This is a genomic window from Pseudonocardia sp. McavD-2-B, assembly GCF_024124365.1.
Classification (GTDB): domain Bacteria; phylum Actinomycetota; class Actinomycetes; order Mycobacteriales; family Pseudonocardiaceae; genus Pseudonocardia; species Pseudonocardia alni.
The window spans coordinates 1-15,419 of sequence record NZ_JAMXSG010000131.1; the positions used below are offsets into that span (position 1 = coordinate 1).

General features: G+C 74.6%; 16 protein-coding genes. 8 read left to right on the top strand and 8 right to left on the bottom strand.

The window, feature by feature from the left end; translation table 11 throughout:
* Positions 1-246 precede the first annotated feature (246 nt).
* Complete coding sequence (locus NH602_RS17605; RefSeq protein ID WP_073574478.1) at positions 247-516, bottom strand: hypothetical protein; 270 nt, start codon at positions 514-516, stop codon at positions 247-249.
* Positions 517-719: 203 nt separating this feature from the next.
* Between NH602_RS17605 and NH602_RS31940 the strand changes: the two genes are divergently transcribed.
* The 4 genes from NH602_RS31940 to acs are packed head-to-tail and all read left to right on the top strand — an operon-like array spanning position 720 to position 5,606.
* Positions 720-1,847, top strand: a complete 1,128-nt coding sequence (locus tag NH602_RS31940; protein WP_083658130.1) for a histidine kinase — start codon at positions 720-722, stop codon at positions 1,845-1,847.
* On the top strand, positions 1,844-2,539 hold the full coding sequence (locus NH602_RS17615) for a response regulator transcription factor (RefSeq protein WP_253068360.1): 696 nt from the start codon (positions 1,844-1,846) through the stop codon (positions 2,537-2,539). The genes NH602_RS31940 and NH602_RS17615 overlap by 4 nt, the downstream gene beginning before the upstream one ends.
* 27 nt (positions 2,540-2,566) lie before the next feature.
* The gene (locus NH602_RS17620) at positions 2,567-3,655 is read left to right on the top strand and encodes a DUF3500 domain-containing protein (protein ID WP_253068361.1); all 1,089 of its coding nucleotides are present in this window, start codon (positions 2,567-2,569) and stop codon (positions 3,653-3,655) included.
* A 52-nt stretch (positions 3,656-3,707) separates the two neighbouring features.
* Positions 3,708-5,606, top strand: coding sequence for an acetate--CoA ligase (acs, locus tag NH602_RS17625; RefSeq protein ID WP_179762480.1), 1,899 nt, complete (start codon positions 3,708-3,710; stop codon positions 5,604-5,606).
* Between the two features lie 2 nt (positions 5,607-5,608).
* Here acs and NH602_RS17630 read toward each other — a convergent pair whose 3' ends face one another.
* Positions 5,609-5,926 carry a putative quinol monooxygenase gene (locus NH602_RS17630; RefSeq protein WP_253068362.1) on the bottom strand — a complete coding sequence of 106 codons (318 nt, stop codon included), beginning with the start codon at positions 5,924-5,926 and terminating at the stop codon, positions 5,609-5,611.
* Positions 5,927-6,013: 87 nt separating this feature from the next.
* Between NH602_RS17630 and NH602_RS17635 the strand changes: the two genes are divergently transcribed.
* Complete coding sequence (locus NH602_RS17635; protein WP_253068363.1) at positions 6,014-7,168, top strand: DUF3500 domain-containing protein; 1,155 nt, start codon at positions 6,014-6,016, stop codon at positions 7,166-7,168.
* 41 nt (positions 7,169-7,209) lie between these two features.
* On the opposite strand, the gene NH602_RS17640 is transcribed toward NH602_RS17635, so the two are convergent.
* From NH602_RS17640 to NH602_RS17655, 4 genes are all read right to left on the bottom strand, one after another.
* A complete protein-coding gene (locus NH602_RS17640; RefSeq protein ID WP_179762481.1) occupies positions 7,210-7,710 on the bottom strand; it encodes an Lrp/AsnC family transcriptional regulator in 501 nt (166 codons plus the stop codon).
* 20 nt (positions 7,711-7,730) lie between these two features.
* The gene (locus NH602_RS17645) at positions 7,731-8,993 is read right to left on the bottom strand and encodes an FAD-dependent oxidoreductase (protein ID WP_253068364.1); all 1,263 of its coding nucleotides are present in this window, start codon (positions 8,991-8,993) and stop codon (positions 7,731-7,733) included.
* 208 nt (positions 8,994-9,201) lie between these two features.
* Complete coding sequence (locus NH602_RS17650) at positions 9,202-10,329, bottom strand: serine hydrolase (protein WP_253068365.1); 1,128 nt, start codon at positions 10,327-10,329, stop codon at positions 9,202-9,204.
* A 57-nt stretch (positions 10,330-10,386) separates the two neighbouring features.
* Positions 10,387-11,211: an SAM-dependent methyltransferase gene (locus NH602_RS17655; RefSeq protein ID WP_253068366.1), complete on the bottom strand. Its 825-nt coding sequence runs from the start codon at positions 11,209-11,211 to the stop codon at positions 10,387-10,389.
* A gap of 237 nt (positions 11,212-11,448) precedes the next feature.
* On the opposite strand from NH602_RS17655, the gene NH602_RS17660 reads away from it, so the two are divergent.
* From NH602_RS17660 to NH602_RS17670, 3 genes are all read left to right on the top strand, one after another.
* On the top strand, positions 11,449-12,342 hold the full coding sequence (locus NH602_RS17660; RefSeq protein ID WP_073574488.1) for a helix-turn-helix transcriptional regulator: 894 nt from the start codon (positions 11,449-11,451) through the stop codon (positions 12,340-12,342).
* Between the two features lie 216 nt (positions 12,343-12,558).
* Positions 12,559-12,789, top strand: a complete 231-nt coding sequence (locus NH602_RS17665) for a DUF397 domain-containing protein (RefSeq protein ID WP_179762484.1) — start codon at positions 12,559-12,561, stop codon at positions 12,787-12,789.
* A gap of 89 nt (positions 12,790-12,878) precedes the next feature.
* Positions 12,879-13,925, top strand: coding sequence for a class I SAM-dependent methyltransferase (locus tag NH602_RS17670; RefSeq protein WP_253068367.1), 1,047 nt, complete (start codon positions 12,879-12,881; stop codon positions 13,923-13,925).
* Positions 13,926-13,941: 16 nt separating this feature from the next.
* Here NH602_RS17670 and ppk2 read toward each other — a convergent pair whose 3' ends face one another.
* Entirely contained in the window at positions 13,942-14,910 is a 969-nt protein-coding gene (gene ppk2, locus NH602_RS17675) for a polyphosphate kinase 2 (protein WP_179762486.1), read from the bottom strand.
* Between the two features lie 61 nt (positions 14,911-14,971).
* On the bottom strand, positions 14,972-15,419 hold a 448-nt coding region (locus NH602_RS17680), incomplete at its 5' end, for a siderophore-interacting protein (RefSeq protein ID WP_253068368.1).

Genomic DNA, 15,419 nt, shown 5'->3' on the forward strand with positions numbered 1-15,419 from the left:
CGGCGGCACGGTCAGCGCGAGCGGCCCCACGAGCCGGGCCGCCCCGACCGCGACGGCGACGGCCACCGCACCGACGACCAGCGCGGCGGTCGGCGGGACGTTCACGACGACGAGCAGCGCGCCGACCGCGACGACGACGGCGGCACAGGGGAAGGTCGGAGAGGACATGCCCCGATGCTCGGCCGGGCCCGGCCGGACCGGGAGTGGCCCGCGGGCCACCTCGCGAACGGATCGGGCCGTCCGGGGTCAGCCCCCGGTGCGTGCCCCGTTCCCCAACGCGTCCCGGATCTCGCGCAGCACCGCGGTCTGCTCCTGCACCGCGGAGATCAGCACTGCGAGCTGGTCGTCGCCGTGGCGCATCTCCTGGTACAGCGCGCTCACCGCGTAGGCGGTGGCGGCGGTGTGGCCGTCGGTCGCCTGGGGGTAGTCCTGCGCCTTGTCGGCCGCCTCCAGGAGGTCGAGCGCGTGCTCGATGACGTGCTGCCCGCTCTCGCGGTGGCTGTGCGGTTCCGGCATGTCCGAATCGTACTCATTCCGGGTGACGCGGCCCGGCGACTTCGGTCGCGCTGCGCACGACCTTCGGCGGGTGCGCCACCGTCGCGCCGCCCGGCAGGCTGACGGTCGATCCCGGGGGGTCGGGAGACGGGAGGGGACCGGTGGCCGTCCCGTTCGAGCGGAAACCTGCTGGACGGCGCCGGTCCGCCCCCTATGGTCGACGTGTGCCGGTCCGCCCCGCCGTGATCTCCGCCGTGCTGGTGGTCGCGGTGCTCACCGCCGGGCTCACCGTCGCCGAGACGCAGGCCACCGCCGGGGTGCTGCAGTGGACGCTGCTCGTCGTCGGGCTCGCGATGATCGGCTCGATCGCGGTGCGCTACCGGTCGCCGCGGGTGTTCGCGGTGCTGGCCGTACTCGGCCCGCTCGTCTCGCCCGTCGCCACCTACCTGCCGCTGGTCGGGGTGTTCGTGATCGCGACCCGGCGCCGCGCGGTCGAGACGCTGCCGGTGCTGGCCCTGGCGGTCGGGACCGCCGCGGTCACGCTGTACCGCAACGTCCCCGACGGGCCGACGGTGCTCGTGCTGCTCGGCGGGGCCGTGGCGTTCCAGGCCATCTCGGTGACCGCGGGCCTGCTGACCGGGATCCGCCGCGCGATGGTCGATGACCTGCGCGAGCGGCTCGCCCGCGCCGAGGCCGAGCGCGCGGTGCGCGAGGAGCAGGCCCGCGCCGACGAGCGGCGGAGGATCGCCGGGGAGATGCACGACCGGCTCGGGCACCGGCTGTCGTTGCTGTCGGTGCACGCCGGGGCCCTGGCGCTGCGCGGGGACCTGCCCGCCCGCACCGTCCGCGAGACCGCGCGGGTGCTGCGCGACACCACCCACCGCGCGATGGAGGACCTGCGCACGATCGTCCAGGTGCTGCACGAGCCCACCGGCGACGTACCCGACGAGGTCGACGACCTCGGTGCGGTCGAGGAGCTCGTCGCCGAGGCCCGCGCGGTCGGCGCGGACGTCCGCCTCCGGTCGACGGCGCTGTTGACGGTGTCCCCGCCGGGGCGCCCGCTGGCCGGCGTCGTGCACCGGGTGGTGCGCGAGGGCCTGACCAACGCCGCCCGGCACGCACCCGGGGCCCGGGTCGAGGTCGCCCTCGACGGGCGGCCCGGCCGGGACCTCACCGTCACCGTCACCTCCGGGCCGTCCGCGGCCGGTCCGACGCCCGAGGGTGCCGGGACCGGCCTGGTCGGGCTGCGCGAGCGCGTCGAGACCCTCGCCGGCGGGACGCTGACCCACGGCCCGACGCCGTCGGGGCACCTGCTGCGCGCGGTGCTGCCGTGGCGGGAGGAGACGGGATGACCGCGACCGCGATCCGGGTGCTGCTCGTCGACGACGACCCGCTCGTCCGCTCCGGGCTGCGGGTGATGCTCGACGGGCACGCGCTGCCCGGCGACGGCACCGGACCGGTACGGCGCATCCAGGTGGTCGGCGACGCCGGTGACGGTGACGAGGTGCCCGCCGCCGTCGCCGCGGGTCGGCCGCACGTGGTGCTGATGGACCTGCGGATGCGCCGCGTCGACGGCGTCGCCGCGACCCGGGAGGTGACCTCGCGGCCCGACGCCCCGACCGTCGTCGTGCTGACCACGTTCGACGCCGACGAGCACGTCGTGCGGGCGCTGCGCGCCGGGGCGAGCGGGTTCCTGCTCAAGGACGCCGCGCCCGAGGGGATCGTGGAGGCCGTCCGCGCCGCCGCCGACGGCGACGCCGTGCTGTCCCCGGCGATCACCCGGCGGCTGATCGGCATCGTCCGCGGCGACGGCGCCGGGCCGGTCGACCGCAGGCGCGCCGCCCGGGCCCGGCTCGACCGGCTCGCCGACCGCGAGCGCGACGTCGCCGAGGCCGTCGCCCGCGGCGGCTCCAACGCCGACATCGCCGCCGAGCTGCACATGTCGGTGGCGACGGTGAAGTCCTACGTGTCCCGGCTGCTGCGCGAGCTGGTCCTGGACAACCGGGTGCAGATCGCGCTGCTCGTCCGCGACGCGGCGGACTGACCCGCCCGGCGGACTAGCGTGGCCGGTGTGACGACGAGCGAGACGGTCGCCGCGGCGATGGCGGACGCGGCCGCGGCCTGGCTGGACACCCTGGACGACGACCGGCTCGCGACCGCCCGCGGCGACGGCCCGTCCGGCGACTCCCGGTCCGACGCCGAGCGTCGTCGCTGGTTCTACACCCCCACCGACCACGGCGGGCTGACGCTGCACGCGCAGACCCCGGTCCAGCAGCAGCGCGCGATGCGGCTGGTCGCGTCCGGTCTGTCCGAGGCCGGCTACGCCACCGTGGCGACGGTCATGGGGCTGGAGAACGTCCTGGACCGGGCGCAGGACTGGCCCACCCGGCCGCACCGGGAGCGGTTCCGGGACCCGGCGCTCTACCACCTGCGGATCTTCGGTGACCCGGGCGCGCGCACCTGGGGCTGGCGCTTCGGCGGGCACCACGTGTCGGTGAACGCACTCGTCGTCGACGGGCGGGTGGCCGCGGCCACGCCGTGCTTCCTCGGCGCGAACCCCGCGACGACACCGCTGCTCGGCGGGGGTGTCACGCGCCCGCTCGGCCCGACCGAGGACCTGGCCCGGGAGATCGTCCGCGGGCTCCCGCCCGAGCTCGCCGGGGTCGCGGTCCTCTCCGCCGGGGCGCCGCCGGACCTGGTGACGGCGAACCGGCCGCTGGTCGCGCCGGGCGACCGGCCGCTGCCGACCTCGGCGATCCGGCGGGAGAGCCCGCCCGGGCCGGTGGACCCGGTCGAGGGCACCGAGGCCGTCGCGCTCACCGGCGCGCCGCGCGGTGTCCCGGCGAGCGCGCTCGACGACCGTGGCCGCGACCTGCTGCGCCGCCTGCTCTCGGCCTACCTGGACCGGGCACCGGCCGGGGTCTCACCCGCCGCCCGGTACGACGACGACGCCGCCCTCGACGAGGTGCACCTGGCCTGGGCGGGGTCGCTGGAGGCGGGGGAGCCGCACTACCACCGGCTGCAGGGGCCGCGGCTGCTGCTGGAGTGGGACAACACCCAGGACGGCGCGGACCACGCCCACTCGGTGTGGCGCGACCCGGAGAACGACTTCGGCGTGGACCTGCTCGACGACCACCACCGGGCCTTCGCCCACCGGTGAGTCCCCTCACGACGACCTGCGCCGCGGGGGATCCGGCGGCGAGGATCGGGGCATGTACCCGCCCCCGCCCGAGCTCGCCGCGCACGCCAACGTCACCGCTGCGGCCTACGACGAGGCCGCCGCCGACCCGGAGGCGTTCTGGTGCGCGCAGGCCCGGCGCCTGGAGTGGGACCGCGCCCCCGCGCAGGGCTACGACGGCAGCCGCTGGCCCGAGGTCACCTGGTTCGCCGACGGCACGCTGAACGTCGCGCGCAACTGCGTCGACCGGCACGTCGAGGCCGGTGCCGGGGAGAAGGTCGCCCTGCACTGGGAGGGCGAGCCGGGGGACCGGCGCACCGTCACCTACGCCGACCTGCAGCGCGAGGTCGCCCGCTGCGCGCATGCGCTCACCGCGCTCGGGGTGGGGCGCGGCGACGTCGTCGTCGTGTACCTGCCGGTGCTGGTCGAGACCGTCGTCGTGATGCTCGCCTGCGCCCGGATCGGGGCGGTCCACTCGCTGGTCTTCGGCGGGTTCTCCGCCTCGGCACTGCGGTTCCGGCTCACCGACGGGTCGGCGAAGCTGCTCGTCACCACCGACGGCCAGTACCGGCGCGGGAAGGCCGTCCCGGTCAAGGTCAACGCCGACGAGGCCGCGTCCGGGGTGGACTCGCTGGAGCACGTGCTGGTCATCCGGCGGACCGGCTCGGAGGTCGACTGGACCCCCGGCCGCGACGTGTGGTGGCACGACGTCGTCGACACCGCACCCGAGGTCCACGAGGCGCAGGCGCACCCCGCCGAGAGCCCGCTCATGCTCGTCTACACCTCCGGCACCACCGGGACCCCCAAGGGTCTGCTGCACACCATGGGCGGCTACCTCACCCAGGCGTCGTGGACGGCGTGGGCCTGTTTCGACCACAAGCCCGACGACGTCTACTGGTGCACCGCCGACCTCGCCTGGGTCACCGCGCACACCTACGAGGTCTACGGCCCGCTGTCCAACGGCGTCACGCAGGTGATCTACGAGGGCACCCCGGACACCCCGGAGCCCGGCCGGCACTTCGAGATCATCGCCCGGTACGGCGTCACCGTGTACTACACCGCGCCCACCCTGGTCCGGACGTACATGAAGTGGGGCCCGCAGGTGCCCGCGGCACACGACCTGTCGTCGCTGCGGCTGCTCGGCACGGTCGGTGAGGCGATCAACCCCGAGGCGTGGCGCTGGTTCCACACCGAGATCGGCGGCGGCCGCTGCCCCATCGTCGACACCTGGTGGCAGTCCGAGACCGGCGCGGCGGTCTGCGCGCCGCTGCCCGGGGTGACGTCGCTGGTCCCGGGCTCGGCGACCCGGCCGCTGCCGGGGCTCTCGGTGCGGGTGGTCGACCGCGACGGGCGGACCTGCGACCCCGGCGAGGGCGGCATCCTGGTGATCGACCGGCCGTGGCCGTCGATGGCACGGACCGTGTGGGGCGACCCGGAGCGGTTCCGCGCGTCGTACTTCGCCGACTACGCCGAGCAGGGCTGGTACAAGGCGGGCGACGGCGCCGTCGTCGACGAGCACGGGTACGTGACGCTGCAGGGCCGGATCGACGACGTCATGAACGTGTCCGGGCACCGGCTCGGCTCGATCGAGCTGGAGTCGGCGCTGGTGTCGCACCCGCGGGTCGCCGAGGCGGGCGTGGTCGGGGCACCGGACGCGACGACCGGACAGGCCGTCGTCGCGTTCGTGACGGTCACCGACGGCCCGACCGAGGGCCTCGCCGACCAGCTGCGGGCACACGTGGCGCGTGAGATGGGGCCGGTCGCCCGGCCCCGTGAGGTCGTGCTCGTCGCGGAGCTGCCGAAGACCCGCTCGGGCAAGATCATGCGACGGCTGCTGCTCGACGTGACCGCCGGGCGGGAGCCCGGCGACACGACGTCGCTGGTGGACCCGGCCGCCTTCGCGGAGCTGGCGGCCGGGTACCGGCAGGGCTGAGCTCAGGCGATGCGGCGCAGCTTCTGGATCACGAGCTCGCCGTCGAGCAGGTCGCCCATGATCCCGACGAAGTGCACCAGGTGCGGGGTCTGCAGGTGCGCGTCGAGCTTCGCCTCGGACTCCCAGTTCTCGTAGAAGAAGAACACCGCGGGGTCGTCCCAGCCCTGGTGGAGGTCGTAGTTGACGTAGCCGTCCTCCTTCAACGTCGGCTCGATCAGCTTCTCGAGCTCCGCCTTCAGCTCCTCCTCCTTGCCCGGCTTCGCCCGCATCCGGGCGATCACGGTGAGCAGGTCGCGGTTGTCGTCGGTGGGAGTGGGCATCGTTGCCTCCGGCTCGATTGATTGTGCACAACGAGTATGGCGCATCCCGCCCCGCGGAGTCTGCCTGCAGTCGCTACCGTCGGCAGGATGATCGGTGCGGCGGACACCCGGGAGACGGCGGACGCGATGGCCGGGGCCGCGTCGGCCTGGCTGGACACCCTCGACCCGGCGCAGCGGGAGGTCGCCGTCGGGCAGGCCCCGACCGGTGACGGCGCCGCCGACGCCGAGCGCCGCCGCTGGTTCTACACCCCTACCGACCACGGCGGGCTCACCTTCCACGACCAGCTCCCGCCGCAGCAGCGCGCCGCGATGAAGCTGGTCGCGTCCGGGCTGTCCCGGGCCGCCTACGTCACCGTCGCGACCGTGATGGGGCTGGAGAACGTCCTCGACCACACCGAGGGCTTCGTGACCCTGTTCGACCGGACCCGTGGCCGGGACCCGCAGATGTACCATCTGCGCGTCTTCGGCGAGCCGGGGGACACCGGCACCTGGGGCTGGCGCTTCGGCGGGCACCACGTGTCGGTCAACATCCTCGTCGTCGACGGCGTCGTGGTCGCCTCGACCCCGTGCTTCCTGGGCGCCGACCCCGCGACCTCCGAGCTGCTCGGCGACGCCGTGCTCCGCCCGCTCGGACGGGTCGAGGACCTCGCCCGCGACCTCGTCCGCTCGCTGCCCGCCGAGCTGCGCGAGCGTGCGGTGCTGCTGGACAAGGCCCCGCCGGACCTCGTCGCCGCGAACCGCACCGAGCCGCAGGAGGGCGACAACTGGATCCCGCTGGCCGGGATCTGGCGCACCGGGTCCTTCGCCGACCCCGAGCAGCAGCGCCGGCTCGACGACATGAGCGAGGCCATCGAGGAGCGGGCCGCGTTCACCGACGCGCAGAAGGAGACCGTCGCGCTGTCGCGCACCCCGGCCGGCGTGCCGGCGTCCGACCTGGACGCCGGGGGTCGCGAGATGCTGCGCGCGTTGCTGGGCACCTACCTGGAGCGGGTCGCCGAGCCGCTGCAGCCGATCTCCCGCTACGACGACGACACCGAGCTCGACGCCGTGCACCTCGCCTGGGCGGGGCCGCTGGAGGACGGCGCCCCGAACTACTACCGGGTGCAGGGCCCGCGCCTGCTCATCGAGTGGGACAACACCCAGCGCGACGCCAACCACGCCCACTCGGTGTGGCGCGACCCGTCGGCGGACTTCGGCCTGGACGTGCTCGGCGCGCACCGGGCGGCCCACCACCTCGGCTGACCCGGCCACCGCGGACCGGTGCCGTCGAACTGCGGGTCCGGTCAGTCCCGGTAGGCGGGCGCCCGGCTCGGGCCCTCGCGGTGGTCGCGCTCCAGCAGCGGCCGCCAGCGCGGCGCGACCAGGGTGGACAGCACCACCACGCTGGTGGAGCGGGCCACCAGCGGTGAGCGGCCGAGCGCGAGCAGGGTGTCCTGCAGGTCCTCGTGCGACGACGCCGCCAGCCGGCACATCACGTCCGACGAGCCGGTCGTCGCGTACGCCTCGGTGACCGCGGGCAGCGCGGCGAGCTCGGCGGCGACGTCGCCCAGCTCGCCCTGCGCGATCTCCAGCGTCACGAACGCCTGCACGCCGTACCCGGCCGCCGGGAGGTCGACGTCCGGGCCGTACCCGGTGACGACCCCGGCACGCTCCAGCCGGTCCAGTCGCGCCTGCACCGTCCCGCGGGCGACCCGCAGTGTGCGCGAGAGCTCCAGCACCCCGGCCCGCGGCCGGTCGCGCAGCGCGGCGAGCAGGTCGACGTCGAGGGCGTCCAGGGGCAGCACCCGGCGAGCCTAGCCGCGGCTCAGCCGGCCGGGACGGGTTCGCGACGGGCGAAGTCCGGGGCCCGCTCCGGCCGGAAGCCCACGCCCACCAGGTAGGCGGGCACGATCTGGGCAGCCGGGACCGCGCGCATCAGCCGCAGCAGCGGAGCCGGGGGGCCGTCGAGCCGTCCCGCCAGCGCCGGGCCGGCGATGTTCCGGTGCATGATCCGCTGCAGGCCCTGGACCAGCACCGTCGGGAGCAGCCTGCGGTTGCGGACCCGGCCGAGGTCCCGCTCGGTGAGGGTGCCCCGCTGCAGCGGGGCTGCGAGCAGGGTCGCGGCGGCGACCGCGTCCTGGATCGCGAGGTTGATCCCGACGCCGCCGATGGGGGACATCGCGTGCGCGGCGTCGCCGATGCAGAGCAGGCCGTCGACGTGCCAGCGGCGCAGCCGGTTGAGCTTCACGTCGAGGTGCTTCACCTCGTCCATCGACGCGATCTGGTCGACCCGGTCGGCGTACTCCGGCATCAGGTCGGCGATGTCGGCCCGGAACGCCTCGACGCCCGCGGCGCGCAGCCGTGCGTCGGTGCCCTTGGGGGCGAGGTAGCCGATCTGGTAGTAGCCCTCGCGCGGGATCACCACCGCGAAGCGTCCCTTCCCGATCCGCGGGCGCAGGGTGGCCCGCTGCTCCTCGGGGCGCCGCGGCAGCCGGAACCACCAGGTGTCGAACGGGACGTCGTACTCGGTCACGGGCAGGCCGGACCCGGCCCGCAGGACCGAGTGCCTGCCGTCGCAGGCGACGGTGAGGTCGGCCCGGATCTCGCCGGTGGTCTCCTCGCCGGGCGCGGTCGTCGTCGCGTACCGGACGCCGACGACCCGCCCGTTCTCCCGGACCAGCGACGTGGCCCGGGTGTCGAGCCGCAGGTGGAAGGCGGGCTCGTCGGCGGCGACCTCGGCGAGCAGGTTCAGCAGGTCCCACTGCGGGACGAGTGCGACGTAGGGGTGACGCACCCCGACCCGGCGCAGCAGGGACATGTTCCCGATCCGCTGCGCACCGCCCCGCTCGTCCGGGATCACGACCTCGTCGACCCGGCTCTGCGGCAGCGCGGCGAACCGCTCGCCGAGCCCCAGGTCGTCGAGCAGGTCCAGGGTGGTGGGGTGCACGGTGTCCCCGCGGAAGTCCCGCAGGAAGTCGCCGTGCTTCTCCAGCACGGTCACCTCGACCCCGGCCCGGGCCAGCAGCAGCCCCAGCATCATCCCGGCCGGGCCGCCACCGACCACGCAGCACGTCGTCCGCTCCGACATCACACCCACCTCATTTTCAACTGATGTTGAATTACGACGAGTATGCGCCGCCGGGGACCGTCACGCAATCGGTGTGACCGGGTGTACCCCGCCGCCGGAGCGGACCCGCGCCGACTCCGGGGCCGGCAGCCGGTGGGAGGCGACATCGGCGTCGCGATCCGACACCGGTAGCACGACGACCTCGAGCGTCCGGCCGTGGTGGGTTCTCTCAGGAGTGCGCCGCAGCGCGGAAGGAGTGCAGGAGTGCGGGCCCGTCGGGTCCGTCCCACGCGACCTGGGTCAGCAGCAGCGAGATCACTCCGGTCGACGGGTCGGAGCGCCACCCGGTGCCCAGGCCGCCGTCCCAGCCGTAGCGGCCGCCGTCCTCGACGGCCAGGCCCAGGCCCCAGCCGCAGTCGTCGTCGAGGAACGGGGCGGCGCCGGCCCGCTGCGCGGCGCTCAGCCGGTCGGTGGTCAGCTCGGCGACGGCGCCGGGGGACAGGACCGGGCTGCCGCCCCCGCGCAGGGCCCGGGAGAACGCGAGCAGGTCGTCCAGGGTGGAGACCAGTCCGCCGCCCCCGGACGGGAACACCGGCGGGGCCGCCCACGCGCCGTCGACCGGGTCGGTCACCGTGAAGCCGCCGCCGGGTGCGGCGGTCAGCAGCGGGACGAACCGGTCCCGGTCGGCGACGGGTACCGAGAAGCCGGTGTCGCGCATGCCGAGCGGGGTGAACACGCGCTCGGCCAGCACGGTCTGCAGGTCGGTCCCGCAGCGGCGGGCGAGCAGGACGCCGAGCAGGTCGCCGCTGGTCTGGTAGAGCCAGCGCGATCCCGGCTGCGCGACGAGCGGCACGGCGGCGAGCCGTGCGGTCCAGGTGTCGGGGTCGGGCAGCGGGTAGCTGCCGGGCGGCCCGTCGCTGCCGAGCCCGGCGGTGGCGCGCTGCACGGGCAGATCGGCGCCGGGCCGGGGGAGCATCCCGGTCCCGCAGCGGTAGGTCAGCAGGTCGTGGAGGGTGATCGGCCGGCGCGCGGGGACGGTGTCGTCGAGCTCGGCCGCCTCGTGGCGCAGCACCCGCGGCGCGGCCAGCTCCGGGAGCCACGCAGCGACCGGCCCGTCGAGGTCCAGCATCCCGTCCTCGACGAGTGCGAGCGCGGCGACCGCGACGACCGGCTTGGTGATCGAAGCGATCCGCACGACCGTGTCGCGGCGCAGCGGGTGTCCGGCGCCGTCGTAGCCGAGGACGTGCACCGTGGTGCCGTGCCGAGGGTCGTCGACGGCGGCGACCAGCCCCGGGACGCGCCCGGCGTCGACGGCGTCGTGCAGGAGCGCGGCGGTGCGGTCCAGGGTGACGGGCACGGGGGCCTCCCGGGGTCGGTGGGTCTCACCCGTTCCGACCGCGGCGGCCCCGCGAACTCATCGCTTGATGCCGACCCCGCCGACGATGCAGCGCTGCACCGGGTCCTCGGTGCGCAGCTGCGGGCCGTCGGGCCACCACCGGTAGCAGGGGACGATGCCCGGGTCGACCAGCTCGAGCCCGGGGAACAGGCCGCTGATCTCGGCGTGCGTGCGGAACCGGCCGCTGCCCATCGGGCTGTGGACGAAGACCTGCTCCATCCGCCGGGCCAGCTCGCTGTCGGCGTTCTCCGGGTCGAAGAAGTGCGCGATCGCGACGACGCTGCCGGGGGCGAGCCGCTCGATGTAGCGCGCCATGACCGCCTGCGGGTCCACGGCGTCGTCGAAGTGGTGGATGGTGCCGATCTGGAACAGCGCGAGCGGCTGGTCCAGGTCGAGGAAGCCCTGGACCGTCGGGTCGGCCAGCACCGTCTCCGGCTCGCGGATGTCCGCGGCGGAGAAGCGGGTGAACTCGTTGTCCTCCAGCAGCGCCTGGCCGTGTGCGATGACGGTCGGGTCGTTGTCGACGTAGGCGACCCGGGCCTCGGGCTGCAGCCGCTGCACCACCTGGTGGGTGTTCTCCGCGGTCGGCAGGCCGGAGCCGCAGTCCAGGTACTGGGTGATGGAGGTCTGGGTGGCGACGAAGCGCGCCGCCCGGATCAGGAACGCCCGGTTGTCGATCGCGAGCATGTTGACCTCGGGCGCCACCTGCCGGACCCGTTCGATGGTCTCCCGGTCGACGTCGTAGTTGTCCTTCCCGCCGAGCGCGTAGTCGTAGACCCGGGCGATGCTGGCCTTGGTCGTGTCGATGTACGCGGGAGCGCGACCCTCGGTCGGCTGGGCCATCGGCGGAGTCCTCACTGCGTCGTCGGCGCCGTCGCGCCGGTTCGTCGGTCGGTGCCCGGACGGCGCCCGTCGTGGTGCCGATCACCGGTGCGGCCACCGTAGCGGACCGGCCCGACGGGCACGCACCGTCACCGTCCGGAAGTGTCCCGTGATCGAGACCGCTGACGACCTGCGGAACCGTTGTGTAGGCTGGGTCACCCGATCGGCAGTCCCCGCAACCCGCAGGAGCCCGTCCCGGTGGTCCCCAGCCCGAACAGCCCCACCCCGCCCGGTGCCGACCGCGGCCCGACCGCGCGGCGCATCGTCCTCGGTTCCCACCTGCGCCGGCTGCGGGAGCGCGCGGGCATCTCCCGGGCCGACGCGGCGTACGCGATCCGCGGCTCGGACTCGAAGATGAGCAGGCTGGAGTCCGGCAAGGTCGGGTTCAAGCAGCGCGACGTGGCCGACCTGCTGACGATGTACGGCGTCGCCGAGGGCCCCGAGCGCGAGCAGGTCCTGTCGATGGCCGAGGAGAGCAACTCCAGCGGCTGGTGGGCCCGGTACAACGATGTCGTCCCCGGCTGGTTCGAGGACTTCGTGGGTCTGGAGGCCTCGGCGTCGCGGATCTCGTCCTACGAGCTGCTGTTCGTCCCCGGCCTGCTGCAGACCGAGGACTACGCCCGCGCGGTCGTCAGCGGCGGCCACACCGATCTACCGCCCGCCGAGCGGGCCGACGTCGAGAAGCGCCTGGAGGTGCGGCTGCGGCGCCAGCGCGTGCTGCACCGCAAGGACGCCCCGACCTTCTGGACCGTGCTCGACGAGGCCGTGCTGCACCGCCCGGTCGGCGGGGAGGCGGTCTTCCGTGCCCAGCTCGACCACCTGGTCGAGCTGTCGTCGCTACCGAACGTCATCGTCCAGCTGCTGCCCTGGGACCTGTCCGGCTACGGGGCCGAGCACGCCTTCACCATGCTGCGCTTCGCCGAGCCCGAGCTGCCCGACCTGGTCTACCTCGAGGAGATGACCGGGTCCTCCTATCTGGACAAGCGGGCCGACGTCGAGCGCTACGGCCGGTCGATGGACCGGCTCACCGTCGACGCGCTCAGCCCGGAGCAGACCAAACAGGCCCTGAGCAAGCTGCGCGCCGAACGCTGACCTGCACCGACGTCGCTCCCGGGCGACGAACGGCACCGGCGTCCCCGCCAGTGAGGGACACCGTCCGATGCCGACCGCCCACGGCCGGTGCGGCGCACTCGGGCGCGGCCGGGCGACCGCCGGGCGCGCCAGTCCTGTTTTGCACGACCGAACCACTCGCCCCCTGTTAGCGTCTCCGCAACGGAGAATGCACGTGCAGATGAGGTGAGCATTCGCATGGAACAGATGCACCTGAGCGGCCCCGCGGCGATCGATTCGCTGGCGTGGCGCAAGAGCGTGCGCAGCGGCTACCAGGGCAACTGCGTCGAGCTCGCCGTCGTGACCGGGGGGACCGTGGCCGTCCGCAACTCGCGGGACCCGCACGGCACCGTGCTCGCCTTCCCGGCGACCGAGATGGCCGCCTTCCTGGCCTCGATCAGGAACGGCGAGCTGGACGACCTCGCCTGAGTCGTCCCGCTGACCTCCCGCGGGCGGCCGGCCCGACCCCGGCCGCCCGCGGTGAGCCGAGGATGATCTTCTCGGTGTAGGAAGGAACGGTGAGCCGTTCCGAGCAGGCCCCGTCCTACCGCGGCGCGAGCGCCCACTACCTGTCCCCGTCGCGACGGGACCCCGTCAAGGTCGGCTCCGAGGAGCCGGTCACCCGGCGGGTCATCGCGGGTGCGCTGGCCGCGCTGCACCTGCGGCCCGGGTCCCCGGTCGCGGTGCTCGACGTCGGGTCCGGCACGGCCGACGGGTTCGCCCTCCTCACCCGCCCGGCATTGGACGCCGCGCCGATCGTCGCGGAGGACCGACTGCGCTACGTCGGTCTCGACGTCGACCCGGAGATGGTCGCCACCGCGCGGGACACCGTCGGTTCGCCGTCGGCGTCGTTCGTGCTCGGCGACGTGCGCGACGCGCTGCCCGACGGCGCGTTCGACCTCTACCTGTCCTGCGGGGTGCCGTACTCCCACCTCACCCGCGAGGAACTCGTCGCCGCGCTGGGGTCGGTGCTGACGGCCGTCGCGGCCCGGGGGCGGCGCGCCGCGGTCGTCGTCGACGTCCTCGGCCGGTACTCGGTGGAGTGGCAGCCCCGCTGGGGCGTCGAGCGCTGGGACTACGCGATGAGCTTCTTCGCCGGCGGCGGCGGGGCGATCTCCGAGCCGATGACCTTCTACGGCCGCGCCGAGCTCGACGCCACCGTCGACGCCGCGCTGGCCGGTAGCGGTGCGCGGCTGGTGTCGCGCACCGCCGTCGACCGGTCGGTCCTGGTCGGACGGCACACCGCCACCGGCACCTTCCACCCGGCGGTGCCGCGTTTCCGGACCCTGGTGAACGACCTGGTCCGCGACCCGTCCCGGGTCGACCCCGACGACCTCCGGTTCACCCCCGCGACCGGGGGCGCGCCGGAGGAGGTGCTGTCCTGGCTGCGCGGGTTCGCCGACCGCTGGAACGGCGCCCTGGAGCCGTACCGGGGGGCGGGGCCGCTCGCCGACGCCGCCGCCGACCGGCTCGCCGGGACCCTGCTCGGACTCGAACGGGCTGCGGGCCCCGGCCTGGGCGTCGGCCACTCGCTGACCATGACGCTGGTGGCCGAGCCCGCCTGAGTACCGCCCCCGCGGGTCAGTGGTGCCTGTCGGTCAGCGGCGGGAAGCGGTTCGGGCCCTCGTCCTGCTCGAACATCTCCGCGGCGGGCCCGACGATCAGCCGGTCCGGCGGGGAGGCGACCCCGGTGTCCTTGCCGGGGTAGTCGAACAGGCCCAGGACGTGGCGCATCGCCTCGAGCCGTGCGCGCTTCTTGTCGTTGCTCTTGATCACCGTCCAGGGCGCGTCCTTGGTGTCGGTGTAGAAGAACATCGCCTCCTTGGCCTCGGTGTAGGCCTCCCACTTGTCCAGCGAGGCGAGGTCCATCGGGGACAGCTTCCACTGGCGCACCGGGTCGACCTGGCGGATCAGGAAGCGGGTGCGCTGCTCGTCGCGTGACACCGAGAACCACAGCTTCACCAGGTGGATGCCGGACCGGACGAGCATCCGCTCCAGCTCCGGGGTGGCCCGCAGGAACTCCATGTAGGAGCGGGGGTCGGTGAAGCCCATGACCCGCTCGACGCCGGCCCGGTTGTACCAGGACCGGTCGAACAGCACGATCTCCCCGGCCGAGGGCAGATGCTGCACGTAGCGCTGGAAGTACCACTGGCCGGCCTCGCGCTCGGTCGGCTTCTCCAGTGCCACCACCCGGCAGCCGCGGGGGTTGAGGTGCTCGGTGAACCGCTTGATCGTCCCGCCCTTGCCCGCGGCGTCGCGGCCCTCGAACAGTACGACGATCCGGTTGCCGGTGTCCTTGACCCAGTTCTGCAGCTTCAGCAGCTCGATCTGCAGCAGCCGCTTCTGGCGCTCGTACTCCAGGCGGGACAGACGGTCGTCGTAGGGGTAGCCCTGGCGCCAGGTGTCGACCGGGCTGCCCTCGGGGCCGACGAGGGTCGGGTCGTCGTCGTCGGAGTCGTCGACCCGGAAGTGCCCGGGGTCGGCCGCGGCGGGGTGCGGGATCAGGGTGTCGGGGGCGTCGGCCTGAGGCTCGACCGGGGTCTCGTCCACGGGTGGCAACGCTGCGCGCCGGTCATGGCCGCGGGGCCACGCCCGGATGACGGCCGGGTGATCAGCGGGCTGCGGGACGGGGCCGGTCGTGCCAGTAGCCCTGCGCGTGGACCCGGTCCGGGGCGACGCCCGCCTCGTGCAGCAGCGTCCGCACCCGCGCCACCCGGGTGCTCTCGGTGGCGTTCCAGGCGTAGAAGTGCTCGCCGAGGCGGGCGGCCGCCCCACCGTGGGCGCCGGCCCAGTCGGCGACGGCGTCGAGCAGCGGGCGCCCGGGTCGCCGGCAGACCTCCACCGTCACGCCCGGATGGGCGTCGGTGAGCCCGACGGCGTCGGCCGGGTCGCCGACCTCGACCAGCACCCGGCCCCGGTGGTGCGGCGGGAGCGCGGCGAGGATGCCCCGCACGGCGGGCAGCGCGGTCTCGTCGCCCGTGATCAGCACCTCGGTGGCGGGGCCCGGGTCCCACTGCACGCCGTGGCCGGGGTTGCCGCGCCGCACGTCCGGCCCGGAG